Source organism: Pseudomonas sp. TE3895, from assembly GCF_056278855.1.
This window is the reverse complement of record NZ_JBWBQE010000001.1, coordinates 457,421-479,618: the sequence shown is the minus strand read 5'-3', so window position 1 is coordinate 479,618 and position 22,198 is coordinate 457,421. Positions and strand designations below refer to the sequence as shown.

Annotated in this window: 21 protein-coding genes and 2 pseudogenes; 9 read left to right on the top strand and 14 right to left on the bottom strand. The window is 62.0% G+C overall.

Features of this window, described 5'->3' with window-relative positions:
* Positions 1–9 precede the first annotated feature (9 nt).
* The 8 genes from hutG to ACZ889_RS02085 all read left to right on the top strand — a co-directional run bounded on the left by hutG (position 10) and on the right by ACZ889_RS02085 (position 9,821).
* The gene (gene hutG / locus ACZ889_RS02120) at positions 10–813 is read left to right on the top strand and encodes an N-formylglutamate deformylase (protein ID WP_003249258.1); all 804 of its coding nucleotides are present in this window, start codon (positions 10–12) and stop codon (positions 811–813) included.
* Positions 814–982: 169 nt separating this feature from the next.
* A complete protein-coding gene (gene pip / locus ACZ889_RS02115) occupies positions 983–1,954 on the top strand; it encodes a prolyl aminopeptidase (RefSeq protein WP_003249260.1) in 972 nt (323 codons plus the stop codon).
* Positions 1,951–2,388 carry a D-aminoacyl-tRNA deacylase gene (gene dtd, locus ACZ889_RS02110; protein WP_003249262.1) on the top strand — a complete coding sequence of 146 codons (438 nt, stop codon included), beginning with the start codon at positions 1,951–1,953 and terminating at the stop codon, positions 2,386–2,388. The genes pip and dtd overlap by 4 nt, the downstream gene beginning before the upstream one ends.
* Before the next feature lie 263 nt (positions 2,389–2,651).
* The gene (locus ACZ889_RS02105) at positions 2,652–4,391 is read left to right on the top strand and encodes a glucan biosynthesis protein G (RefSeq protein WP_003249263.1); all 1,740 of its coding nucleotides are present in this window, start codon (positions 2,652–2,654) and stop codon (positions 4,389–4,391) included.
* Entirely contained in the window at positions 4,384–6,957 is a 2,574-nt protein-coding gene (gene mdoH / locus ACZ889_RS02100) for a glucans biosynthesis glucosyltransferase MdoH (protein WP_003249265.1), read from the top strand. The genes ACZ889_RS02105 and mdoH overlap by 8 nt, the downstream gene beginning before the upstream one ends.
* 297 nt (positions 6,958–7,254) lie before the next feature.
* Entirely contained in the window at positions 7,255–8,052 is a 798-nt protein-coding gene (locus ACZ889_RS02095; RefSeq protein WP_233689858.1) for a transporter substrate-binding domain-containing protein, read from the top strand.
* 79 nt (positions 8,053–8,131) lie between these two features.
* Positions 8,132–9,094 carry an amino acid ABC transporter permease gene (locus ACZ889_RS02090; RefSeq protein ID WP_409263607.1) on the top strand — a complete coding sequence of 321 codons (963 nt, stop codon included), beginning with the start codon at positions 8,132–8,134 and terminating at the stop codon, positions 9,092–9,094.
* Positions 9,087–9,821: an amino acid ABC transporter ATP-binding protein gene (locus ACZ889_RS02085; RefSeq protein ID WP_003249271.1), complete on the top strand. Its 735-nt coding sequence runs from the start codon at positions 9,087–9,089 to the stop codon at positions 9,819–9,821. Before ACZ889_RS02090 ends, ACZ889_RS02085 begins: the two co-directional genes overlap by 8 nt.
* Before the next feature lie 119 nt (positions 9,822–9,940).
* Here the strand turns inward: ACZ889_RS02085 and ACZ889_RS02080 are convergent, their stop codons facing one another.
* The 14 genes and pseudogenes from ACZ889_RS02080 to ubiE all read right to left on the bottom strand — a co-directional run bounded on the left by ACZ889_RS02080 (position 9,941) and on the right by ubiE (position 21,782).
* Positions 9,941–10,891, bottom strand: a complete 951-nt coding sequence (locus ACZ889_RS02080; protein ID WP_476257150.1) for an RHS repeat-associated core domain-containing protein — start codon at positions 10,889–10,891, stop codon at positions 9,941–9,943.
* Between the two features lie 152 nt (positions 10,892–11,043).
* Positions 11,044–11,748: a methyl-accepting chemotaxis protein gene (locus ACZ889_RS02075; RefSeq protein ID WP_476258008.1), complete on the bottom strand. Its 705-nt coding sequence runs from the start codon at positions 11,746–11,748 to the stop codon at positions 11,044–11,046.
* 150 nt (positions 11,749–11,898) lie between these two features.
* A pseudogene (locus ACZ889_RS02070) lies at positions 11,899–12,987 on the bottom strand (methyl-accepting chemotaxis protein); the annotation flags it as partial.
* Between the two features lie 735 nt (positions 12,988–13,722).
* A complete protein-coding gene (locus ACZ889_RS02065; protein WP_370588293.1) occupies positions 13,723–14,436 on the bottom strand; it encodes a methyl-accepting chemotaxis protein in 714 nt (237 codons plus the stop codon).
* A 141-nt stretch (positions 14,437–14,577) separates the two neighbouring features.
* Positions 14,578–15,522: pseudogene (locus tag ACZ889_RS02060) on the bottom strand (methyl-accepting chemotaxis protein); the annotation flags it as partial.
* 218 nt (positions 15,523–15,740) lie between these two features.
* Positions 15,741–16,448: a 16S rRNA (uracil(1498)-N(3))-methyltransferase gene (locus ACZ889_RS02055; protein WP_014860360.1), complete on the bottom strand. Its 708-nt coding sequence runs from the start codon at positions 16,446–16,448 to the stop codon at positions 15,741–15,743.
* Entirely contained in the window at positions 16,445–17,233 is a 789-nt protein-coding gene (tatC, locus tag ACZ889_RS02050) for a twin-arginine translocase subunit TatC (RefSeq protein ID WP_010955577.1), read from the bottom strand. Before tatC ends, ACZ889_RS02055 begins: the two co-directional genes overlap by 4 nt.
* The gene (gene tatB / locus ACZ889_RS02045) at positions 17,230–17,610 is read right to left on the bottom strand and encodes a Sec-independent protein translocase protein TatB (RefSeq protein WP_110745100.1); all 381 of its coding nucleotides are present in this window, start codon (positions 17,608–17,610) and stop codon (positions 17,230–17,232) included. The genes tatC and tatB overlap by 4 nt, the downstream gene beginning before the upstream one ends.
* A gap of 3 nt (positions 17,611–17,613) precedes the next feature.
* Positions 17,614–17,886 (bottom strand): twin-arginine translocase TatA/TatE family subunit, encoded by a 273-nt coding sequence (locus tag ACZ889_RS02040; protein WP_088512556.1) that lies wholly within the window; start codon positions 17,884–17,886, stop codon positions 17,614–17,616.
* Positions 17,887–17,967: 81 nt separating this feature from the next.
* A complete protein-coding gene (locus ACZ889_RS02035) occupies positions 17,968–18,303 on the bottom strand; it encodes a phosphoribosyl-ATP diphosphatase (RefSeq protein ID WP_003249283.1) in 336 nt (111 codons plus the stop codon).
* 1 nt (position 18,304) lies between these two features.
* A complete protein-coding gene (hisI, locus tag ACZ889_RS02030; protein WP_003249284.1) occupies positions 18,305–18,697 on the bottom strand; it encodes a phosphoribosyl-AMP cyclohydrolase in 393 nt (130 codons plus the stop codon).
* A gap of 72 nt (positions 18,698–18,769) precedes the next feature.
* Complete coding sequence (gene ubiB, locus ACZ889_RS02025; protein WP_064490834.1) at positions 18,770–20,392, bottom strand: ubiquinone biosynthesis regulatory protein kinase UbiB; 1,623 nt, start codon at positions 20,390–20,392, stop codon at positions 18,770–18,772.
* Positions 20,389–21,012 (bottom strand): ubiquinone biosynthesis accessory factor UbiJ, encoded by a 624-nt coding sequence (locus ACZ889_RS02020; protein WP_180689149.1) that lies wholly within the window; start codon positions 21,010–21,012, stop codon positions 20,389–20,391. Before ACZ889_RS02020 ends, ubiB begins: the two co-directional genes overlap by 4 nt.
* Positions 21,012–21,782: a bifunctional demethylmenaquinone methyltransferase/2-methoxy-6-polyprenyl-1,4-benzoquinol methylase UbiE gene (gene ubiE, locus ACZ889_RS02015; protein WP_004576729.1), complete on the bottom strand. Its 771-nt coding sequence runs from the start codon at positions 21,780–21,782 to the stop codon at positions 21,012–21,014. The genes ACZ889_RS02020 and ubiE overlap by 1 nt, the downstream gene beginning before the upstream one ends.
* A 124-nt stretch (positions 21,783–21,906) precedes the next feature.
* On the opposite strand from ubiE, the gene ACZ889_RS02010 reads away from it, so the two are divergent.
* On the top strand, positions 21,907–22,182 hold the full coding sequence (locus tag ACZ889_RS02010) for a polyhydroxyalkanoic acid system family protein (protein WP_003249289.1): 276 nt from the start codon (positions 21,907–21,909) through the stop codon (positions 22,180–22,182).
* Positions 22,183–22,198: the final 16 nt, after the last annotated feature.

Sequence of the window (22,198 nt, the reverse complement as noted above, 5' to 3'; positions counted from 1 at the left end):
CGAGGCACGATGGACAAGGTATTGAGTTTTCACCAAGGTCGCCTGCCGCTGCTGATCAGCATGCCGCACGCTGGCTTGCGTCTGACCGACGCCGTGCGCGACGGCCTGGTCGACCAGGCGCAAAGCTTGCCGGACACCGACTGGCACATCCCGCAGTTGTACGACTTTGCCCGTGACTTGGGTGCCAGCGTGGTGGCCGCAGAGTACTCACGCTTCGTCATCGACCTGAACCGTCCGGACGACGACAAGCCGCTGTACGCCGGCGCCACCACGGGCTTGTACCCGGCGACCTTGTTCGGCGGCGAACCCCTCTTCAAAGACGGGCTGGCGCCGTCTGGCGAAGAGCGCAAACGCTATCTGGAGCAAATCTGGCGCCCTTATCACGCGACCATTCGTCGTGAACTGGACCGCTTGCGTGAGCAGTTTGGCTATGCGCTGCTGTGGGATGCCCATTCGATCCGTTCGCTGATCCCGCACCTGTTCGACGGCAAGCTACCGGACTTCAACCTGGGTACTTTCAACGGCGCCAGTTGCGATCCGGCACTGGCTGAGCGGCTGCAGGGTGTGTGCGCCGAGGTGCAAGGTTACAGCCACGTGCTTAATGGTCGGTTCAAAGGCGGTCACATCACCCGGCATTATGGCGACCCGGCCAACCATATCCATGCTGTGCAACTGGAGCTGGCGCAAAGCACCTATATGGAGGAAGTCGAGCCGTTTGCCTACCGGGAAGACTTGGCGCAGCCGACGCAAGCGGTATTGAGGCAGCTACTGCAAGCGCTGCTGGCCTGGGGCGACGCGCGTTACAAGCGTTGAGTGGAGGCGGCGACGCTATCGGCGTCGCCAGGCACCGTGGGAGGCAGTTGCCGGAATTCTGCGCAAGGGTCAATTCGCGCCGTTCGAACGCGTCAGCAAGGACGGTGCTGAAAGCGCAATTCAGGTTTATGATGGCCCACGGCCGAATAATCCTCACACGGAGTGCGCAATGCAGACCCTCTACCCGCAGATCAAACCCTACGCCAGGCACGATCTGGCCGTGGAAGCGCCGCATGTGCTTTATGTCGACGAAAGCGGCTCGCCGGAAGGTCTGCCCGTGGTGTTCATCCACGGAGGCCCTGGCGCTGGCTGCGACGCCCAGAGCCGCTGCTACTTTGATCCCAACCTGTACCGCATCATCACCTTCGACCAGCGCGGCTGTGGCCGCTCCACGCCCCATGCGAGCCTGGAGAACAACACCACCTGGCACCTGGTCGAAGACCTGGAGCGCATTCGCGAACACCTTGGCATAGACAAGTGGGTGCTGTTTGGTGGCTCTTGGGGCTCGACCCTGGCCCTGGCCTACGCTCAGGCTCACCCAGAACGCGTGCACGGCCTGATCCTGCGCGGCATCTTCCTGTGCCGGCCGCAGGAAATCGAGTGGTTCTACCAGGAAGGCGCCAGCCGCCTGTTCCCCGACTACTGGCAGGACTACATCGCACCGATTCCACCGGAGGAACGCGGCGATCTGGTCAGGGCCTTCCACAAGCGCCTGACCGGTAACGACCAGATCGCCCAGATGCACGCCGCCAAGGCGTGGTCCACCTGGGAAGGCCGTACCGCCACCCTGCGCCCCAACCCGCTGGTGGTCGACCGCTTTTCCGAACCGCAGCGGGCGCTGTCGATCGCCCGCATCGAATGCCACTACTTCATGAACAACGCCTTCCTCGAACCGGACCAGCTGATCCGCGATCTGCCCAAAATCGCCCACCTGCCGGCGGTGATCGTGCATGGGCGCTACGATGTGATCTGCCCCTTGGACAACGCCTGGGCGTTGCACCAGGCCTGGCCGAACAGTGAGTTGAAAGTGATCCGTGACGCCGGTCACGCCGCTTCCGAGCCTGGCATCACCGATGCCTTGGTGCGTGCCGCCGACCAGATGGCCCGGCGCCTGCTCGACCTGCCCCTGGAAGAAGCATGAGGGGCCTGCTGCAGCGCGTGCGCGGTGCGCGGGTTGAAGTGGCGGGGGAGGTGGTCGGCGCCATCGACCAAGGGTTGCTGGTGCTGGTCGCGGTCGAGCCTGAAGATTCCCGTGAACAGGCCGATAAGCTGTTGCACAAGCTGCTGAACTACCGTGTGTTCAGTGACGAGCAGGGCAAGATGAACCTGTCGCTCAAGGATGTCGGGGGTGGCCTGCTACTGGTGTCACAGTTCACCTTGGCGGCCGACACCCGCAATGGCATGCGTCCAAGCTTCTCGACCGCAGCGCCACCGGCCCTCGGCGCCGAGTTGTTCGACTATCTTTTGCAACAGGCAAAAGCTCAGTACGCCGACGTAGCCAGCGGCCGTTTTGGTGCGGATATGCAGGTGCACCTGGTCAATGATGGCCCGGTAACATTTATGTTACAAATATGAGGTCAAAAAACCCTTTGTTCACAGGAAAACAAGGGGTTTTGTACGATAAATAGTTGCTCCAGCCTGATGCGTTGTCACGCAACCTGCTGGATAATCGCGCGCTGCATGGACCTGCGTTCGTAGGTCCGTTTCACTCTGACTCGAGCATTGTCTGGATCCGTTTGGGGAATCATTACGCCCTCGCGGGGTCCGAACAGTGCTCGCCAACCCGGCATTTGTCGCTGGCCGTTGGTTTCATGATCTGTTTTCGGCGAGGGTTGCTCGTGATTGTTAGTCCCCAAAAAGCATCAAGAATCCCCAGCGTCGGGCTACGCAAGGCGCTGATGGCCAGTGTGGCTCTGGTCGGCCTGATGAGTGCGGGCCAGCTGTGGGCATTCAATCTTGACGATGTTGCTGCCAAGGCAAAGGATCTGGCCGGCCAGAAGTACGACGCGCCAAAAAGCAACCTGCCGGCTGTGTTCCGCGACATGAAGTTCGCGGACTACCAGAAAATCCGTTTCCTGCAGGAAAAGGCCGAGTGGGCCAAGGACAAGACCCCGTTCAAGCTGTCGTTCTATCATCAGGGCATGCACTTCGACACCCCGGTGAAAATCAACGAGGTCACCGCCACCAAGGTCGAGGAAATCAAGTACGACCCGGACCGCTTCGAGTTCGGTGACGTGCCGCACGACCCGGAAACCACCAAAAACCTCGGTTATGCCGGTTTCCGCGTGCTGTACCCGATCAACAAGGCCGACAAGCAGGACGAGATCATGACCCTGCTTGGCGCCAGCTATTTCCGCGTAGTCGGCAAGGGCCACGTGTACGGCCTGTCTGCCCGTGGCCTGGCCATCGACACCGCCCTGCCGTCGGGCGAAGAATTCCCGCGCTTCACCGAGTTCTGGGTTGAAAAGCCCAAGCCAGCCGACAAGCACCTGGTGATCTACGCGCTGCTGGATTCGCCGCGCTCTACCGGCGCCTACAAGCTGACCCTGCGTCCTGGCAACGACACCGTGGTCGACGTGCAGTCCCGCGTGTTCCTGCGTGACCATGTCAGCCGCCTGGGCATTGCGCCGCTGACCAGCATGTACCTGTTCGGCCCCAACCAGCCGTCCAAGGTGCTCAACTACCGCCCGGCCCTGCACGACTCCGAAGGCCTGTCGATCCATGCCGGCAACGGCGAGTGGCTGTGGCGTCCGCTGAACAACCCGAAACACCTGGCCGTGAGCAACTTCAGCGTCGAGAACCCGCGTGGTTTCGGCCTGATGCAGCGTCAGCGCGCCTTCAGCGACTACGAAGACCTCGACGACAACTACCAGAAGCGCCCAAGCGCCTGGATCGAGCCGAAGGGTGACTGGGGCAAGGGTAGCGTCGACCTGGTCGAAATCCCGACCGCCGACGAGACCAACGACAATATCGTGGCCTTCTGGAGCCCGGAGAAACTGCCGGAGCCAGGTAAGCCGTTCGAGTACGCCTACCGCCTGCACTGGACCATCGACGAGCCGAAGTTCCAGGCCCCTGACCTGGGCTCGGTCAAGCAGACCCTGCGTTCCACGGGTGACGTCAAGCAGTCCAACCTGATCCGCCAGCCAGATGGCAGCGTGGCATTCCTGGTCGACTTCGCCGGCCCGGCGCTTGCCGCCCTGCCGGAAGACACCGCCGTGCGCAGCCAGATCAGCGTGGGCGACAACGCCGAGGTGGTCGAGAACAATCTGCGCTATAACCCTGAGACCAAGGGCTGGCGCCTGACCCTGCGCCTGAAGGTCAAGGAAGCCAACAAGTCGACCGAAATGCGCGCCGCACTGGTGCGTGATGTACCGGTCGAGCCCGCCAAGCCTGCCCAGGACGCCAAGCAGGACAAGGCCGCAGCCAAGCATGCCAAGGCCGAGAAAGCCGTCAAGGCTGAGCAATCTGCCAAGGCCGAACAACCTGCCGCCGATGCGGCGCCCACCAACGGGGCCCCGGCCACCACCGAGAAGGTGCTGACCGAGACCTGGAGCTATCAGTTGCCTGCCGATGAGTAACTCAAGCGCAAGGCCGGAATCGCTTGGCGAGTACCTGGCCCACCTACCACTGAGCGACGAGCAGCGGGCTGAACTTGCCAGCTGCACCTCGTTCAGTGAGCTACACCAACGCTTGGCGGCCAACCCGGCCGCCAGCTCTGCCGAGGCCGTGCAGGCCTCGGTGGGCCCGCGCCTGACCGTGGGCAGCGCCGCCGAGCTGGAAGATGCTGAAATGCTCGGCGTCGACGGCAGCGGTCGCCTGTGCCTGAAGATCGCCCCGCCGATCAAGCGCACCAAGGTCGTGCCCGAGCCATGGCGCACCAATGTGCTGATCCGCATGTGGCGACGCATGACCGGCCGCCCCAACGCCCCGCAGCCGCCCAAGCGCGAGCTGCCGCCGGCCCGCTGGCGCACGGTTGGCTCGATCCGCCGTTACATCCTGCTGACGCTCATGATCGGCCAGACCATCGTCGCTGGCTGGTACATGAAAGGCATCCTGCCGTACCAGGGCTGGTCGTTCGTGGACTTTGACGAAATCGTCAACCAGCCGCTGTGGGACACGGTGGTGCAGGTGTGGCCGTATGCCCTGCAAACTTCCATCCTGATCCTCTTCGGCATCCTGTTCTGCTGGGTGTCGGCGGGCTTCTGGACCGCGCTGATGGGCTTCCTCGAGCTGCTCACCGGGCGTGACAAATACAAGATTTCCGGTAGCAGCGCAGGCAACGAGCCGATCGCGCCCGAGGCGCGTACCGCGCTGGTGATGCCGATCTGCAACGAAGACGTGCCGCGGGTGTTCGCCGGTCTGCGCGCAACGTTCGAGTCGGTGGCCGCCAGCGGCAACCTCGACCGGTTCGACTTCTTTGTGCTCAGCGACACCAACGACACCGACATTGCCGTGGCCGAGCAACAGGCCTGGCTGGATGTGTGCCGTGAAACCAAAGGCTTTGGCCGCATCTTCTACCGCCGCCGTCGGCGCCGTGTGAAGCGCAAGAGCGGCAACCTCGACGACTTCTGCCGTCGCTGGGGTGGCGAGTACAAGTACATGGTTGTGCTCGACGCCGACAGCGTCATGAGTGGCGAGTGCCTGAGCAGCCTGGTGCGCCTGATGGAGGCCAACCCGGACGCCGGCATCATCCAGACCGGGCCGAAAGCCTCGGGCATGGACACCCTGTATGCACGCATGCAGCAGTTCGCTACCCGCGTGTACGGCCCACTGTTCACTGCCGGTTTGCACTTCTGGCAGTTGGGTGAGTCGCACTACTGGGGCCACAACGCGATCATCCGCATGAAGCCGTTCATCGAGCACTGCGCCCTGGCGCCGTTGCCGGGCAAGGGCGCGTTCGCCGGTGCCATCCTTTCCCACGACTTCGTCGAAGCCGCGCTGATGCGCCGTGCCGGCTGGGGTGTGTGGATTGCCTACGACTTGCCGGGCAGCTACGAAGAACTGCCGCCAAACCTGCTCGACGAGCTCAAGCGCGACCGCCGCTGGTGCCACGGCAACCTGATGAACTTCCGCCTGTTCCTGGTCAAGGGCATGCACCCGGTTCACCGTGCGGTGTTCCTCACCGGGGTGATGTCTTACCTGTCGGCGCCGCTGTGGTTCCTGTTCCTGGTGCTGTCGACCGCGCTGCTGGCGACCAACACGCTGATGGAGCCGCAGTATTTCATCGAGCCGTACCAGCTTTACCCGCTGTGGCCGCAGTGGCACCCGGAAAAGGCTGTGGCGCTGTTCTCCACCACCATTGTGCTGCTGTTCCTGCCCAAGCTGCTCAGCGTCATCCTGATCTGGGCCAAGGGCGCCGTCGAGTACGGTGGACGCGTCAAGGTCACCTTGTCGATGCTGATGGAGATGCTGTTCTCCATGTTGCTGGCACCGGTACGCATGATCTTCCACACCCGCTTCGTGCTGGCCGCGTTCCTCGGCTGGGCTGCGACCTGGAACTCGCCGCAGCGTGACGACGACTCCACGCCGTGGGGCGAAGCCGTGCGCCGGCATGGCCCGCAGACGCTGCTGGGCGTTGCCTGGGCCGCACTGGTGGCGTGGTTGAACCCGAGCTTCCTGTGGTGGCTGGCGCCTATCGTCGGTTCGCTGGTGCTGTCGATCCCGGTATCGGTGATTTCGAGCCGCACCCGCCTGGGCCTGGCGGCCAAGGACGAGAAGCTGTTCCTCATCCCAGAGGAATACGCCACCCCACAAGAGCTGCTGGCTACCGACCAGTACACCCACGAAAACCGCTGGCATGCCCTGCATGATGGCTTCGTGCGGGCCGTGGTCGACCCGCGGCAGAATGCCCTGGCCTGTGCCATGGCCACTGCCCGCCATGGCCAGGCGGCACCGATCGAAGCGTTGCGTGCCGAGCGCGTTGCCAAGGCGATTGAAGTCGGGCCGAAAGGCCTGGACCTCAATACTCGCCTGGCCCTGCTCAGCGACCCGGTGGCACTGAGCCGCCTGCACGAGCAGGTGTGGGCCGAGCACAATGCGGCATGGATCGATGTGTGGCGTGCGTCGATCAACAATGACCCGCATTCGCCGCTGTTGCCGTTGCACCCGGAAAACGCAGGCCAACCGGCACTCGTCGGCGCCTGATCGGGCCTGTTCGCGGCGGTTCGGCGCCCCGATGAACCCGCTCCTGCGGGGCGCCTGGCCGGGGCTCTTCGCGGGTGAACCCGCTCCTACCAGGGATACACATTCCCTTGTAGGAGCGGGTTCACCCGCGAAGCTTTTTGGCCTAACCCCCTCATTTTGGCCAACAAAGTCCCCCCGCGGCTCTAGGTCCTCGGGCCGCCATGCGTTAGCATCCCTCTCCGATACGACGCTTCGGCCAGTACGGCCGTGCCAACACAATAAGATTCGCTACTTTTCTTGCTAGGGGACTTGGTGATGATCAAGAAATACCTTTCGCGACTGCTGGTCGGTGTGACCGCCCTGGTCGCCGTGACCGCGGCTCAGGCGGGCGCCATCGATGACGCGGTCAAGCGCGGCACCTTGCGGGTGGGCATGGACCCAACCTACATGCCGTTCCAGATGACCAACAAACGTGGCGAGATCATCGGCTTCGAAGTCGATATCCTCAAAGCCATGGCCAAGTCCATGGGCGTGAAGTTCGAGGCCGTGTCCACCGCCTATGACGGCATCATCCCGGCCCTGCTGACCGACAAGTTCGACATGATCGGCAGCGGCATGACCCTGACCCAGGAGCGCAACCTGCGTCTGAACTTCAGCGAACCCTTCATCGTGGTTGGCCAGACCCTGCTGATCCGCAAGGAACTGGCTGGCGAGATCAAGTCGTACAAAGACCTGAACAACGAGAAGTACCGCCTGACCTCCAAGCTTGGCACCACCGGCGAAATGGTCTCCAAGAAGCTGATCAGCAAAGCCAAGTACCACGGCTACGACAACGAACAGGAAGCGGTCATGGACGTGGTCAACGGCAAGGCTGACGCCTTTGTCTATGACGCGCCGTACAACGTGGTGGCGGTGGATAAAGCCGGTGCCGGCAAGCTGCTGTTCCTCGAAGAACCCTTCACCTACGAGCCGCTGGCCTTCGGCCTGAAGAAAGGCGACTACGACAGCATCAACTTCATCAACAACTTCCTGCACCAGATCAAGCACGACGGGACCTACGATCGTATTCACGACAAGTGGTTCAAGAACAAGGACTGGCTGAAGGAAATGGAATAAGGCTCAGGCCACAAGCCCGGCTTTATGACCCCGACGCGCAGGCAAACCCTGCGCGTTCGCATTTACGGAAGTACCCCACGTGATCAAACACAAGAAAGCCCAGTGGCCTTGGCATGGGTTGACTGCCCTGGTCCTGATAGGCCTGGCGCTCAGCCTTTACATGGCCACCTCGATGATTTCCTACGAGTGGCGCTGGAACCGCGTACCGCAGTACTTCGCCTACAAGGCCGAGGAAACACAACGCGCTGCCGGCTACGGCACTGTGCAGGAAATCGTCATCTCCGGTGACAACGCCCGCGTCACGCTGAAGGACGAAAGTGGTGCCGAGCAAGTGCTCGATGTGGCCAAGGACAGCCTGCAACTGAGCCGCGGCGACGATGTTGCCGAAGGCGACCAGATTGGGGTAACCCGCCACTGGGCCGCTGGCCCGCTGGCATGGGGCCTGTGGACCACCTTGTGGATCTCGGTGGTGTCCGGGGCGCTGGGCCTGGTGATCGGCCTGTTCGCCGGATTGTGCCGGTTGTCGAACAACCCGACCCTGCGCGACCTGTCGACCGTCTATGTCGAGCTGGTGCGCGGCACGCCGCTGCTGGTGCAGATCTTCATCTTCTACTTCTTCATCGGCACCGTGCTCAACCTGTCCCGCGAGTTTGCCGGGGTAGCGGCGCTGGCATTGTTTACTGGTGCTTACGTGGCCGAAATCGTCCGTGCAGGCGTGCAGTCGATCGCCAAGGGCCAGAACGAGGCTGCCCGGTCGCTGGGCCTGAACGCTGGCCAGTCGATGCGCCATGTGATCTTGCCGCAGGCGTTCAAGCGCGTGCTTCCGCCCCTGGCCGGCCAGTTCATCAGCCTGGTCAAGGACACCTCGCTGGTGTCGGTGATCGCCATCACCGAGCTGACCAAGAGTGGCCGTGAGGCCATCACCACCTCGTTCTCTACTTTCGAGATCTGGTTCTGCGTGGCAGGCCTGTACCTGCTGATCAACCTGCCGCTGTCGCACATCGCCAGCCGGCTCGAGCGGAGGCTTGCGCAAAGTGATTGAAGTCCGTGACCTGCTGAAAGTCTTCGACACCCGTGGCCAGGTAGTAAGGGCTGTGGATAACGTCACCACTCAGGTCGCCAAGGGCGAAGTGGTGGTCGTGCTCGGCCCGTCGGGGTCTGGCAAGTCGACGTTCCTGCGCTGCCTCAACGGCCTGGAGCATTTCGACCAAGGCCATGTGGCCATCGATGGCCTGCAACTGGCCGACCCCAAGACCGACATCAATGCCTACCGCCGCGAAGTCGGCATGGTGTTCCAGCACTTCAACCTGTTCCCGCACATGACTGTGCTGGAAAACCTGTGCCTGGCGCAGAAGGTGGTGCGCAAGCGCAACAAGGCTGACCGCGAAGCCAAGGCCCGGGCGCTGCTGGAAAAGGTCGGTATCGCGCAAAAGGCCAACGAATTCCCGTCACGGCTTTCTGGCGGCCAGCAGCAGCGGGTAGCGATTGCCCGGGCCCTGGCGATGGATCCGAAAGTGATGCTGTTCGACGAGCCCACCTCGGCGCTCGACCCGGAAATGGTCGGTGAGGTGCTGGACGTGATGAAGACCCTGGCCCAGGAAGGCATGACCATGGTTTGCGTCACCCACGAAATGGGCTTTGCCCGCGAAGTGGCTGACCGCGTGCTGTTCTTCGACCACGGCAAACTGCTGGAAGATTCGGCCCCGGCCGCGTTCTTCGCTGCGCCGAAAGACCCGCGTGCGCAGGCATTCCTGCGCCAGGTATTGTGAAACTTGGTGGGCGGTAGAGCGTAGCCAACCCCCGAAGCTCGCTTTCTGCGGGTTGGCTATTTCACTCATCCGTTGATTTGGAATACAGCTGGCAAATGAATAATTGCGTGGCATGTGGCTTAAGTGATTTTTCTAATTGCTTTTGAAACTACATGAGGATATTTATTCGTTAGGTAATTTAGACGGCTGCGCGCGGCCTGAATTGCTATTTTGTTCTGTTCAACTCGCCACTTTGCTGCCTCAACTCTCGACTTTGTTTGCTCTAGTTCAAGGCGCTTTGTAGTCAACTGATCATGCTTGGCTGTAAGCTTACTCAATCCGGACGCTTTATCGGCGTAACCTGCGTATAAGTAATTTGCCTTTACGCCGTGCTTGCTATTTTCGTATATGACTGTGCCGTCCATTTTGCTCATGTCGTCCATGAGCGCTAACATTTCCTTATTTATTTCTTGGAGTTTGGTATCGGTCGTTTGAATATCTTGCTGTATCTGAGCGTATTTTCTTTCTTCGTTTCTGACGTTAAACTTTAAGTTTTCAGTGCTGTCTATGTGATGTTTCAAATTTTTTGAGGCTTTGACTAGAGACTTTTCAGCTTTCCAATCCTTGTAGCTCGCTATAAGTCCACGGGCATTTCCTGAAGGATCATTATAATTAATCGGATCTCCCGCAGTGTAAGCATATGCATTAAGATTTCCGGCCAAGAATATGCTGGCACGATCGGCAGAAATAAATCGCCTAAGACGGGGGCTGTATCCACGTTCTCCGCGGCCTAACAAGTACACGCCGAAAGCTTCCACATACTCTCCGTTGAAGCCTAGTATTACAGGTAAAGGCCCAGTGCCGTTATTTCCATAAGCACAGTATGTCACGCTGTTGATGGCAGAACTCTGGGTCGAAACCAACACAGACTTTGCTCTGTCCACAGCAATCAGGTTGGTCTCGGTAAAGGGTGAACCCCCTAGCTGGCAAAGCGGAGTGCCGGCCGCGTTCATCACTCTTATTGAACTACCGGGCACTCCAATAGATGCGAGCCGATCATGCTCATAAAAGCGTAACTGACGATTGGCCATGAGAAGATTCCCTGTTGAATCATGCCTCAAGGATGCGGGCAGCAAGGTAGCCCCGACAACTGGCAAAAATGCCAGGTTGGTGCGCTCCGGTAATTCTTCATGCCTAAGCCCGGGTTGAACGGTCGAGGGGCTGCAAAGCAGCCCCGCTAACCTCAGATGCTGAACCGCCCCACCATCCCCCGCAATTGCTGCCCCAGATGCTCCAGTTCTCCACTCGAGGCTGCCGTCTGCTCACTGGCCGCGCTGGTCTGATCCGAAACATCCCGCACATTGATCACACTTCGGTTGATCTGCTCGGCCACCACGCTCTGCTCTTCACTGGCGGTGGCGATCTGCTGGTTCATGCCCTGAATGCTCGACACCGTGTCGGTGATCTGGCTCAGTGCGTGCCCGGCCCTGCGGCTCAGCTCCACACTCTGTTCGGTCAGGCTCTTGCTGCTGTCCAGCAAGCGGGTCACTTCGTCGGTACCGTTGTGCAGGCTGTCGATCAGTTGGCCGATCTCTTCGGTCGCCGTCGACGTGCGCTGTGCCAGGCCACGCACCTCATCGGCCACCACGGCAAAGCCGCGCCCGGCTTCACCGGCCCGTGCCGCTTCGATCGCTGCGTTCAGCGCCAGCAGGTTGGTCTGTTCGGACACCGACTTGATCACATCGAGAATGCTGCCAATCCGCTGGCTCTCGCCTGCCAGGTGCTGCATGGCCGCCAGGCAATGGTCCATCTGCCCGGCCAGCTGTTCGATACGGCCGATGGCTTCGGCAACGACCTGGTCACCCACCTGGGCCTGCTGGTCAGCGCTGGTCGCGGCCAGCGAGGCTTGCTCGGCGTTCTGTGCCACTTCCTGCACGGTGGCGCTCATCTGGTTCATGGCAGTCGCCACCTGGTCAGTTTCCTCGCGCTGCTGATTGATGCGCAGCTTGGTGTCTTCGCTACTGGCCGCCAACTGCGTCGCGGCCTGTGACAGCTGGCCGACACCCTGATCAATGCCACCGATCAGCTCGCGCAGGCTCAAGGTCATCTCGCGCATGCTGGTTTGCAGCTGGCCCATTTCGTCGCGACGTTGCACGGTGTCGACCTGGCTCAGGTCACCCTTGGCGATGCGGGCAGCCACGGCCAGTGTCTGGCGCAACGGCTGGGTGATCTGCAAGGTGATCAGCCAGGCGGCCAGCGCCCCTACCACCATGGCCAGCAGCGCCACACTGGTCAGCAGCGACCGGGCGGCCAAGGCCTCTCTGTCGCGTTGTTCGACCTTGCGTTTGCCCAGTTCGAGGCTCACCGTTCGCAGCTCGTTGCCCATGTTTTCCATGTTGTTCTGCAACTGCTCCACACGTACGGCGGCGCGGCGGTACTGATCCAGGCTGGTGCGGTACTTGCTCAGCTCGACACCGGGTTGCTCACTGATGGCGCGTGGCAAGCCCAGCGGCGCAAGGCCTTCAAGCAGTTGCGCAAGGCTATTGTCGGCGGCATCCAGGGCGTTATCACCGACTTTGGCAAAATCCTCGACCGGGGCGAAGGTGTAGGCTGGAACCAGGCTTTGCTGGTTGGCACCTTCGACATGTCGGCTGAGGGTATCCATCAGGCCCAGCACACCACTTTGCTGACTGTTGTCAGGCATTTTCAGCAAGGCCTGGGTCTGCAGTTGGTCAATCGCCTCGCTGAGTGCATGCTCCTGTGACTGAAGGGCTTCGCGCAGGGCTACACGGCTGGCGACGCTGCGCTGCAGTTCGCTGAAGGTGTCGCGCAGGCTCTGCAACAATGCCATTTTTTCTGTCAGCAACTGCCGTGACTCATCGACGTTGCTGCGTTGTTGCAGGGTGGTCAGCATGCTGTTGAGCTGGTCGAGGATGTTGCTGATGCGTGCTCTGCTGGCATCGTCGTTGAGCACGCGGTAGGTGATGCGTTCCGCGCGCAGGTCTTTTGTCAGGTCGTTGATCAGGCCTATTTCGCTGAGTTGCTGTGAGCGCACGATGGCACCATCCAGGGCACGCCAGCCGCTGATGGTGGTGGCCAGGGTGAGCAGCAGGACCACGGCGAAGCCGAGGGCCAGCTTGGCGGCGACACTGATGTTGCCGAGCTTGCGGTTGAGGGAGCCAAGCATGGGGAATCTCCGAGCGAGTGAGAGAAAGGATGCAGGCGCATGGCTGGCATCACATCTCTGCCCATCGGCAGCGGAGCTGTAGGACTTGACCTGATAAACAGGTAGGAAAGTTCGCCGCGAACAGTAGGATATATTTCGTCCTGTGCCGTCCTCTTCGCGGGTAAACCCGCTCCTACGACGGCCTGTGCGTGTGTGTAGGCGCGGGTTTACCCGCGAATACGGTGGTGCCGGCAACGGTGAACGGCGGGTGGAAATTGGCCAGCAGGGCCGGCCCATTCGCGGGTGAACCCGCTCCTACGACGGCCTGTGCATGCGTGTAGGAGCGGGTTTACCCGCGAATACGGTGGCGGCGGCAACGGTGAACGGCGGGTGGAGATTGGCCAGCAGGGCCGGCCCATTCGCGGGTGAGCCCGCTCCTACGACGGCCTGTGCGTGTGTGTAGGAGCGGGTTTACCCGCGAATACGGTGGTGCCGGCAACGGTGAACGGCGGGTGGAAATTGGCCAGCAGGGCCGGCCCATTCGCGGGTGAACCCGCTCCTACGACGGCCTGTGCATGTGTGTAGGCGCGGGTTTACCCGCGAATACGGTGGCGGCGGCAACGGTGAACGGCGGGTGGAAATTGGCCAGCCGGCCTGGCCCATTCGCGGGTGAACCCGCTCCTACGACGGCCTGTGCATGTGTGTAGGCGCGGGTTTACCCGCGAAGAGGCCCGACCGGGCGACCGCTGGTTCAGATCACAGCCGGAACCGCCCAACCAGCCCTTGCAAATGGGTACCCAACCGCGCCAGTTCCACGCTGGAGCTGGCCGTCTCCTCACTCGCCGCCGAGGTCTGGTCGGAAATATCACGCACATTCATCACGCTGCGGTTGATTTCTTCGGCCACCGCCGTCTGCTCCTCGGCCGCCGTGGCAATCTGCTGGTTCATTGCCTGGATCGACGACACCGTGCGGGTGATGGTTTCCAGCGAACTGCCAGCGCGGCGGGTCAGCTCGACGCTGCTGTCGGTCAGTTGGCGGCTGTTGTCCATCACGCTGGCCACCCGTTGGGTGCCGCTTTGCAGGCCGGCAATCAACTCTTCGATCTCTTCAGTCGACTGCTGTGTGCGTTGGGCCAAGCTGCGCACTTCGTCGGCAACCACGGCAAAGCCACGCCCGGCCTCTCCGGCGCGGGCGGCTTCGATTGCCGCGTTGAGGGCCAGCAGGTTGGTTTGCTGGGCCACCGATTTGATTACGTCGAGTACGCTGCCGATCTTGTCGCTTTCGGTCTTGAGCAGGTTCATCGCTTCGCTGGAGTTGATCACTTCGCTTGCCAGGCGCTCGATCTGTGCCACTGCCTCGCCCACCACGCGATCGCCCTCGCGGGCCTGCTGGTCGGCCATCAAGGCGGCTTCCGAAGCCTGTTCGGCATTGCGTGCCACTTCGTGCACGGTGGCAGTCATCTGGTTCATCGCGGTCGCCACCTGGTCGGTTTCGACCTTCTGGTTGTTGACCCCGGCGCTGGTCTGTTCTGTCACCGCCGACAGCTCCTCGGCAGCGCTGGCGATCTGCGTCACGCCATCGCCAATGCCGCCGATCAGTTCACGCAAACCTTGGGTCATGCGATGCATGCTGGCCTGCAATTGGCCCAGTTCGTCGCGGCGTTGTACCTGCAGGCTCTGGGTCAGGTCACCGCTGGCCACACGCTCTGCGGCGCGCAGTGTTTGGCGCAGCGGAATGATGATCTGTCGGGTAATGGCCCAGGCGGCCAGCAGGCCAAGGGCCAGTGCCAGCACGGTGGCAACTGCGAGCAGTGTTTTGGCCTGCGCGGCAGCGGCATCGCGCACCTCGGTTTGCGAGGTGGTCATCATCTGGCTGGCCTGCAGCAGTACCGTGCCTTGTTCAACCATGCGTTGCAGCGCTTGCTCGCTGGCGAGCTGGGCATTGCCGAACTGGGTCACCGCATCGCGGTAGCCGCCCATGGCCGTGGCGGCATCATCCAGGCTGGCAGCATGTTCGGCTGGCACTTTGGCCGGCAGTGCACGCAGCTCGGCCAAGGCTTGGTCGATGGCCTTCAGTGCCGTTTGCTGGTAATCGGCATTGCCGCTGTAGGTGTAGCCACGCACCTGGAAACGCGCTTGTTGCAGCAGGGCGCTGACGTCCACCGCGTGCTGGTACTGGTTGATGTTTGCGCCTTGCAGCAGGCTGCGCTGTACACGGCCTATCAACTCCACGGCTTTATCGGCGCTGCTACCCAGTACATCACGGCTGGCTTCGCGGCGTTGGTCAGCTTGCTTAAGCTCGTTGAATGCCTGCTGGTAGGTGCGCACTGCCTCGCGTTGCTGTTCGAGGCGTTGGCGGTCGGCGGGTTGTTCGATCTGGCCAAGCATCCGCTGCACCTGGCGGTCGAGGTTGCTCAGGGCTTTTTCCAGTTCTGCCAGCGAAGCGTCGTCGCGGCGGCGATCGTAATGCTGGCGGGCGATACGCAATTCCTGGGTGTATTGCTGGATAACAGAGATGTTTCCCAGCTTGTCGCCACGGTCGATGATGCTGTCCATGCCGTGCCAGCCGGTCAGGGTAATCGCCAGGGTAAACAGCAGCACCAGGCCGAAACCCAGCCCCAGTTTGCGATTGACGCTCACATCGCCCAGCGATTGGGCTAACCATTGATACATGTTCGACTCCCCGGCGGCTTGGCAGCACAAATAATTGTATTGTTGCCAAGGCCATCGGCCCGGGAGAGGGAAACTTGATGGGCGAAAAAGTGGTGTTTGTGTCAGAAAATACGCGAAAGCAGCGCAGTAACGGCGGTCTCCACCCGCAAGATGCGATCACCCAGCTGTACCGGCGCCAGGCCTGCCTTGCCCAGCAGGTCGATCTCGTAGGGGATCCAGCCACCCTCGGGGCCAATGGCCAGGGTAACGGTTTGTTCTACGGCGCGCGGACAGGCTGGGTAGGGGCCGGGATGGCCGACCAGGCCCAGGGTGCCGGCGGCGATGGTGGGCAGGCGGTCTTCGACAAAAGGCTTGAAGCGTTTTTCAATGATCACCTCGGGCAGCACGGTGTCGCGTGCCTGTTCCAGGCCCAGGATCAGGTTTTCGCGAATGCTCTCGGGCTGTAGAAAAGGTGTTTGCCAGAAGCTTTTCTCGACCTTGTAGCTGTTCAGCAGGATCAGCCGCGGCACGCCCAATGTGGCCACGGTCTGGAACAGCCGTCGCAGCATTTTTGGTCGAGGCACTGCCAGCACCAGGGTCAGCGGCAGCTTGGCCGGTGGCTGCTGGTCGAAGGCCACTTCAAGTTCGGCTTCGTGCTTTTCCAGGCGCAGCACCGTGGCCTTGCCCATCAGGCCATTGATACGGCCCACGCGCAGGTTGTCGCCCACTGCCACGCGGTGGATATCCTGCATATGGGTGAAGCGCCGATCAGCAAGAACGACGCGGTTGGCCGAGACGAAGTCGGCCTCTTCAAGAAGCAGCAGGTTCACGGTTGGGTCGCTGGTGGCTGGTCGTTATGGTCGTCGGCGGTTTCGTCGTGGGCGCTGCGCTTGCGGATCAGGCTGCCGCACAGCACGCCGATCTCGAACAGCAGCCACATGGGCACGGCCAGCAGGGTCTGGGAGAAGATGTCCGGTGGGGTGAGAACCATGCCGACCACGAAACAGCCGATGATCACATACGGGCGGACTTTCTTCAGGTACTTCACGTCGACCACGCCGATCCACACCAGCAGTACGACCGCCACCGGGATTTCGAAGGCCACGCCAAAGGCGAAGAACAGCGTCATCACGAAGTCGAGGTAGCTTGCGATGTCGGTCATCATCGAAACGCCTTCTGGCGTGGCGCTGGCGAAGAAACCGAAGATCAGCGGGAATACAAGGAAGTAGGCGAATGCCATGCCGGCATAGAACAGGAAGATGCTCGACACCAACAGTGGAATGGCGATGCGCTTTTCATGGCGGTACAGCCCTGGCGCGATAAACCCCCAGATCTGCTGAAGGATGAACGGGATGGCCAGGAACAGCGAGACGATCATGGTCAGCTTGAACGGCGTGAGGAACGGCGAGGCCACATCGGTGGCGATCATCGTTGCGTTGGCCGGCAAGTGCTCGCGCAGCGGCGCGGAAACCAGTGTGTAGATCTGCTGGGCGAAGGAGAACAGCCCGGCAAAGATCAGGAAAATGACGGCAACACAGCGCAGCAGGCGGGTGCGCAGTTCGGTCAGGTGCGAAACCAGCGGCATCGGCTGGTCGTGTTCCGGATTCTCGCTCATGGGGCTCGCGGCGGTTGAGGCGGTTCAGAAGAAGCGGCCGGGGTGGCAGCTGGCTCGACAACCGGCCTGGTTTCGAGCCCGGCAGGTGGCTGCACACTGGCCGTGGTCACTGGCGGCTGTGCGGGTGGCGCTAGCGGGTTGAGGATGCGCTTGGCTTCCTCTTCCATCTGCAGGATGTGCTCATTGTGCAGCTGGCGGCGGATGTCGTCGGCGCCTATTTCGCGCTCCACTTCCATCTTGATGCTGTTGAAGCTGCGCTTGAGCCGGCCGATCCACAGGCCTGCCGTGCGCGCGGCACCCGGCAGGCGCTCGGGGCCGAGCACCAGCAGGGCGACCAGGCCGACGAGCAGGAGCTCGCTGAAACTGATGCCGAACATGGGTCAGTCTTTCCGCTGCGGCTCTTGGACCGGGTGGGCCTGGCCTTCGATGGTGTGGCCTTGCTGCGGCTGCGCGGTGCTTTGCACCGGTGGCACAGGTTGGGCAGGCGGCGGAGTCTGCTCGGCCGGCTTGCTCTCTTCTTCGTTCATGGCCTTGCGGAAGCCCTTGATCGACTCGCCCAGGTCGCTGCCGAAGTTCTTCAGCTTCTTGGTGCCGAACACCAGGACCACGACGACCAGCAGGACGATCCAGTGTTTCCAGTCAAAGATACCCATTTCGTACTCCTGAAAATTGTGTGTACAGCATATCGATGCGGCAACCCGGCGCCTGTGGGAGCGGGCGTCCTCGATAAAACATCAGGCAGATGGCTGGCGTGCGGCCTTTTCATCATGCCCGGAAAGCCCGAAGCGGCGTTCCAGTTCATCCAGCACGGCTTGCGGATGCTGGCCCAGCGCACTGAGCATCACCAGGCTATGAAACCACAGGTCGGCGGTTTCGTAGATGACATCGCTGTAATCCTTGCTGATCTGGGCATCCTTGGCAGCAATGATCGTTTCGACCGACTCTTCGCCGAGCTTTTCAAGGATCTTGTTCAGACCCTTGTGGTACAGGCTGGCCACGTAAGAGCTGTCAGGCGCCGCTTGCTTGCGTTCTTCAAGCACTTCGGCCAGGCGGTTGAGGGTGTCGCTCATGTCAGTGTCCTGCGCTGTAGATGGCATCCGGGTCCTTCAGGACCGGGTCGACGATTTTCCACTGGCCGTCTTCATAGACGCGGTAGAAGCAGCTTTCACGACCGGTATGGCAGGCGATATGGCCCAGTTGCTCGACCATCAGGATGATCACGTCGGCGTCACAGTCCAGGCGCAACTCATGCAGTTTTTGCACATGCCCGGACTCCTCGCCTTTACGCCACAGCTTGCCACGCGAACGCGACCAGTAGATGGCACGCTGCTCGGCGGCGGTCAGGGCCAGCGATTCACGGTTCATCCAGGCCATCATCAGCACGCGTCCGGTCTTGTGGTCCTGGGCGATCGCCGGTACCAGGCCATCGCTGTTCCACTTGATCTCGTCCAGCCAGTCTTTCATCGTCGACTCCAAAGCGGGCCCGCTCCTGTGCCGGGCCCTTTGCGCTAGTGTGCCAGCCACAGGCGCGGCTGGCTATTGGCGCACGATCAGGTAAAGGCCCGCAGCCAGCATCAGCCAGGCGGGCCAGGCGGCCGGGGCGGCCAGGCTGGCGGTTTCGGCAGCGCCTGCGGCCAAGACTGCGCCACCGCCGAGCAGGCCGGCGCCCAGCAGGCGCAGCGCCCAGCGGTCGCCCTGGCGGCGCCGCTCCGGCAATTGTGGATCGTGCAGGTGAGGCTGCGACAGGCGTTCGAGCAGGTCGCGGGTCATGCCGGCCAGGTGCGGCAGTTGCTCTACCTGGCTGTGCAGGTTGCCGAATACGGCCTTGGGGCTATAGCGGTCGCGCATCCAGCGTTCGAGGTACGGCTTGGCGGTGCTCCACAGGTCCAGCTCGGGGTACAGCTGACGGCCCAGGCCTTCGATGTTGAGCAGGGTTTTCTGCAGCAATACCAACTGTGGCTGCACTTCCATGTTGAAGCGCCGTGCAGTCTGGAACAGGCGCATCAGCACCTGGCCGAAGGAAATATCTTTTAACGGTTTCTCGAAGATCGGCTCGCACACGGTGCGAATCGCTGCTTCGAACTCGTTGACCTTGGTGTTTGCCGGCACCCAGCCCGAGTCGATGTGCAACTGGGCGACGCGGCGGTAGTCACGCTTGAAGAAAGCAAACAGGTTGCGCGCCAGGTAGTCCTGGTCCTCGGCGGTGAGGCTGCCGACGATGCCGCAGTCGATGGCAATGTACTGCGGGCTCCACGGTTTGACCGTGCTGACGAAGATGTTGCCGGGGTGCATGTCGGCATGGAAGAAGCTGTCGCGGAACACCTGGGTGAAGAACACTTCCACGCCGCGCTCGGCCAGCAGCTTCATGTCGGTGCGCTGGTCGGCCAAGGTGGCCATGTCGGTCACCGGTACGCCGTAGATGCGCTCCATCACCAGCACCTTGGGGCGGCACAGGTCCCAGTACACCTGGGGCACGTACATCAGCTCGGAGTCTTCGAAGTTGCGCCGCAGCTGGCTGGCGTTGGCAGCCTCGCGCAGCAGGTCGAGCTCGTCGTAGATGGTTTTTTCGTAGTCGCCGACGATTTCCACCGGGTGCAGGCGACGGGCATCCGCCGAGGCGCGTTCGGCGGCCTTGGCGATCAGGAACAGCCAGGCCAGGTCCTGGGCGATGACCGGCTTCAGGCCCGGGCGCACCACCTTGACCACCACCTCTTCGCCGGTTTTCAGGCGTGCGGCGTGCACCTGGGCCACCGAGGCCGAGGCCAGAGGCTCGACGTCGAAGCGGCTGAACACCTCGCCGACCTTCGCACCGAGCTGTTCCTCGATCAAGGCCACGGCTTGTTTCGGGTCGAACGGTGGCACACGGTCCTGCAACAGCATCAGCTCGTCGGCGATGTCGGGGGGCAGCAGGTCGCGGCGGGTGGACAGCAGCTGGCCGAACTTGATGAAGATCGGCCCCAGGTCTTGCAGTGCCAGGCGCAGGCGCGCGCCACGGCTGAGTTCGGTGGGCTTGCGTGGCAGCCAGCGCCACGGCATCAACAGGCGCAGGCTGGCCAGCCACCAGGGCAGCAAGGGCTGGTCGAACAGCAGGTCATCGAGGCGGTAGCGGATTACCACACGCTGGATGCGAAAAAGACGTCGGACGGCGAGCAGCTTCATGCGTTATCGCTGGTATCAAGGGATCGGGAGAGGCGCCTGAGGCGCGCTTCGAGGCGTTCTGTATCAAGCTTCAAGGCATCGAGCTCGCTGAAGGCGGCTTCGGCCTCGCGCTTGCCGACCAGGGTACGGGATTCTTCGGCCAGGTATTCGGACAGGTTCTGGCTGAAACGTGCCAGGCCTTGGCGAGTCCAGCGAGCGCGCAGGCGGATATGACCGGCCAGCATTGCCGTGGCGACCGGGCCAAGCCAGCGTTGCAGCTCGTGCTCCCAGTCCAGCTCCAGGTCCTGCAGCACACCGAACAGGTCGAGCAGTACGGCGCTGTCGCCGTGCAGCTCGACCTGCGGGCTGTGCAGCACAGCGGTCTTGTCCTTGGCCAGGGCCAGTTGTGCCAGGCTACCGGCGGGGGCGCGCAGGCTGCAGTCGACCTCGCCCTGCCAATGGGCGGCGAGCATCAGGCCCTCTTCATCGGGCAGGATGAACACCTGCAGGGCCGGTTGGCGGCAGTCGATCTCGATGACCTTGCCTTCCAGCGCGGCCAGCCGCGGCAGGGCCGTGCTGTCCAGGCGCAGGATGCGGTTCAGGCCATGTTCGACGCTGGCGAGCAGCCCGGCCAGCAACATCAGGGCTTGATTCCCCGGTGCACGGCAACGATGCCGCTGGTCATGTTGTGGTAGGTGACGCGGTCGAAACCGGCCTCGACCATCATGCTCTTCAGGGTTTCCTGGTCAGGGTGCATGCGGATCGACTCGGCGAGGTAACGGTAGCTCTCGGCGTCATTGGTGATCAGCTTGCCAGCCAGCGGCATGAAGGCGAACGAGTAGGCGTCGTAGGCCTTGGACATCAGCTTGTTGGTCGGCTTGGAGAACTCCAGGATCAACAAGCGGCCACCGGGCTTGAGCACGCGCAGCATCGAACGGATGGCGGCGTCCTTGTGGGTAACGTTGCGCAGGCCGAAAGCGATGGTCACGCAGTCGAAGTGGTTGTCCGGGAACGGCAGCTTTTCAGCGTCGGCCTGGACGAACTCGATGTTGCCGGCCACGCCACGGTCAAGCAGGCGGTCACGGCCAACCTTGAGCATCGAATCGTTGATGTCGGCCAGCACCACTTGCCCGGTCGGCCCGACAAGACGCGAGAACTTGGCCGCCAGGTCACCGGTACCGCCGGCGATGTCCAGCACGCGGTTGCCGCTGCGCACGCCCGACAGCTCGATGGTAAAGCGCTTCCACAGGCGGTGCATGCCGCCGGAAAGCACGTCGTTCATCAGGTCGTACTTGGCTGCTACCGAGTGGAACACTTCGGCGACTTTTTTCGCCTTCTGGCTTTCAGGCACGTCCTGGTAGCCGAAATGGGTGGTGGGTTCGGCGTGGTCGCCTTTGCGCTGGTCGTTCATATCGCTTCACCGGAAAAAATTACCGCCATTCTAGGGCGAACGGGCGGATTTGTCTTGGCGGGGTGTGCCAGTCGGCAGGGGCGGGCATAATGCTCATTATGTCTACATCTTCAGGAACGCCCGCATGACCCAGATCAGCGTCGAACGCAAACACTCCCTCGGCCGTGATGCCGCCCGCGCCAAGGCCGAAGCGCTGGTCGACAAGCTCAGCCGCGAGTACGACCTCAAGGCCACCTGGAACGGTGACCGCGTGGACGTTGCGCGCAGTGGCGCCAATGGCAGTGTGCACATTGGCGACGACAGCATCCGTGTCGAATTGAAGCTGGGCATGATGCTGTCGATGATGAGCGGCACCATCAAGGGTGAGATCGAGCGGGCGCTGGACAAGGCCCTGGCCTGAGCCAGGGCCGCTCTCT

Bases quoted from the DNA above. Each gene is read 5' to 3' on its own strand.
- hutG (WP_003249258.1), top strand. From the start codon at position 10: ATGGACAAGGTATTGAGTTTTCACCAAGGTCGCCTGCCGCTGCTGATC.
- pip (WP_003249260.1), top strand. From the start codon at position 983: ATGCAGACCCTCTACCCGCAGATCAAACCCTACGCCAGGCACGATCTG.
- dtd (WP_003249262.1), top strand. From the start codon at position 1,951: ATGAGGGGCCTGCTGCAGCGCGTGCGCGGTGCGCGGGTTGAAGTGGCG.
- mdoH (WP_003249265.1), top strand. From the start codon at position 4,384: ATGAGTAACTCAAGCGCAAGGCCGGAATCGCTTGGCGAGTACCTGGCC.
- ACZ889_RS02080 (WP_476257150.1), bottom strand. From the start codon at position 10,891: ATGGCCAATCGTCAGTTACGCTTTTATGAGCATGATCGGCTCGCATCT.
- ACZ889_RS02075 (WP_476258008.1), bottom strand. From the start codon at position 11,748: ATGAGCGCCACCGTGCAGGAAGTGGCACAGAACGCCGAGCAAGCCTCG.
- ACZ889_RS02065 (WP_370588293.1), bottom strand. From the start codon at position 14,436: ATGAACCAGATGACTGCCACCGTGCACGAAGTGGCACGCAATGCCGAA.
- tatC (WP_010955577.1), bottom strand. From the start codon at position 17,233: ATGAGCGAGAATCCGGAACACGACCAGCCGATGCCGCTGGTTTCGCAC.
- tatB (WP_110745100.1), bottom strand. From the start codon at position 17,610: ATGTTCGGCATCAGTTTCAGCGAGCTCCTGCTCGTCGGCCTGGTCGCC.
- ACZ889_RS02040 (WP_088512556.1), bottom strand. From the start codon at position 17,886: ATGGGTATCTTTGACTGGAAACACTGGATCGTCCTGCTGGTCGTCGTG.
- ACZ889_RS02035 (WP_003249283.1), bottom strand. From the start codon at position 18,303: ATGAGCGACACCCTCAACCGCCTGGCCGAAGTGCTTGAAGAACGCAAG.
- hisI (WP_003249284.1), bottom strand. From the start codon at position 18,697: ATGAAAGACTGGCTGGACGAGATCAAGTGGAACAGCGATGGCCTGGTA.
- ubiB (WP_064490834.1), bottom strand. From the start codon at position 20,392: ATGAAGCTGCTCGCCGTCCGACGTCTTTTTCGCATCCAGCGTGTGGTA.
- ACZ889_RS02020 (WP_180689149.1), bottom strand. From the start codon at position 21,012: ATGTTGCTGGCCGGGCTGCTCGCCAGCGTCGAACATGGCCTGAACCGC.
- ubiE (WP_004576729.1), bottom strand. From the start codon at position 21,782: ATGAACGACCAGCGCAAAGGCGACCACGCCGAACCCACCACCCATTTC.
- ACZ889_RS02010 (WP_003249289.1), top strand. From the start codon at position 21,907: ATGACCCAGATCAGCGTCGAACGCAAACACTCCCTCGGCCGTGATGCC.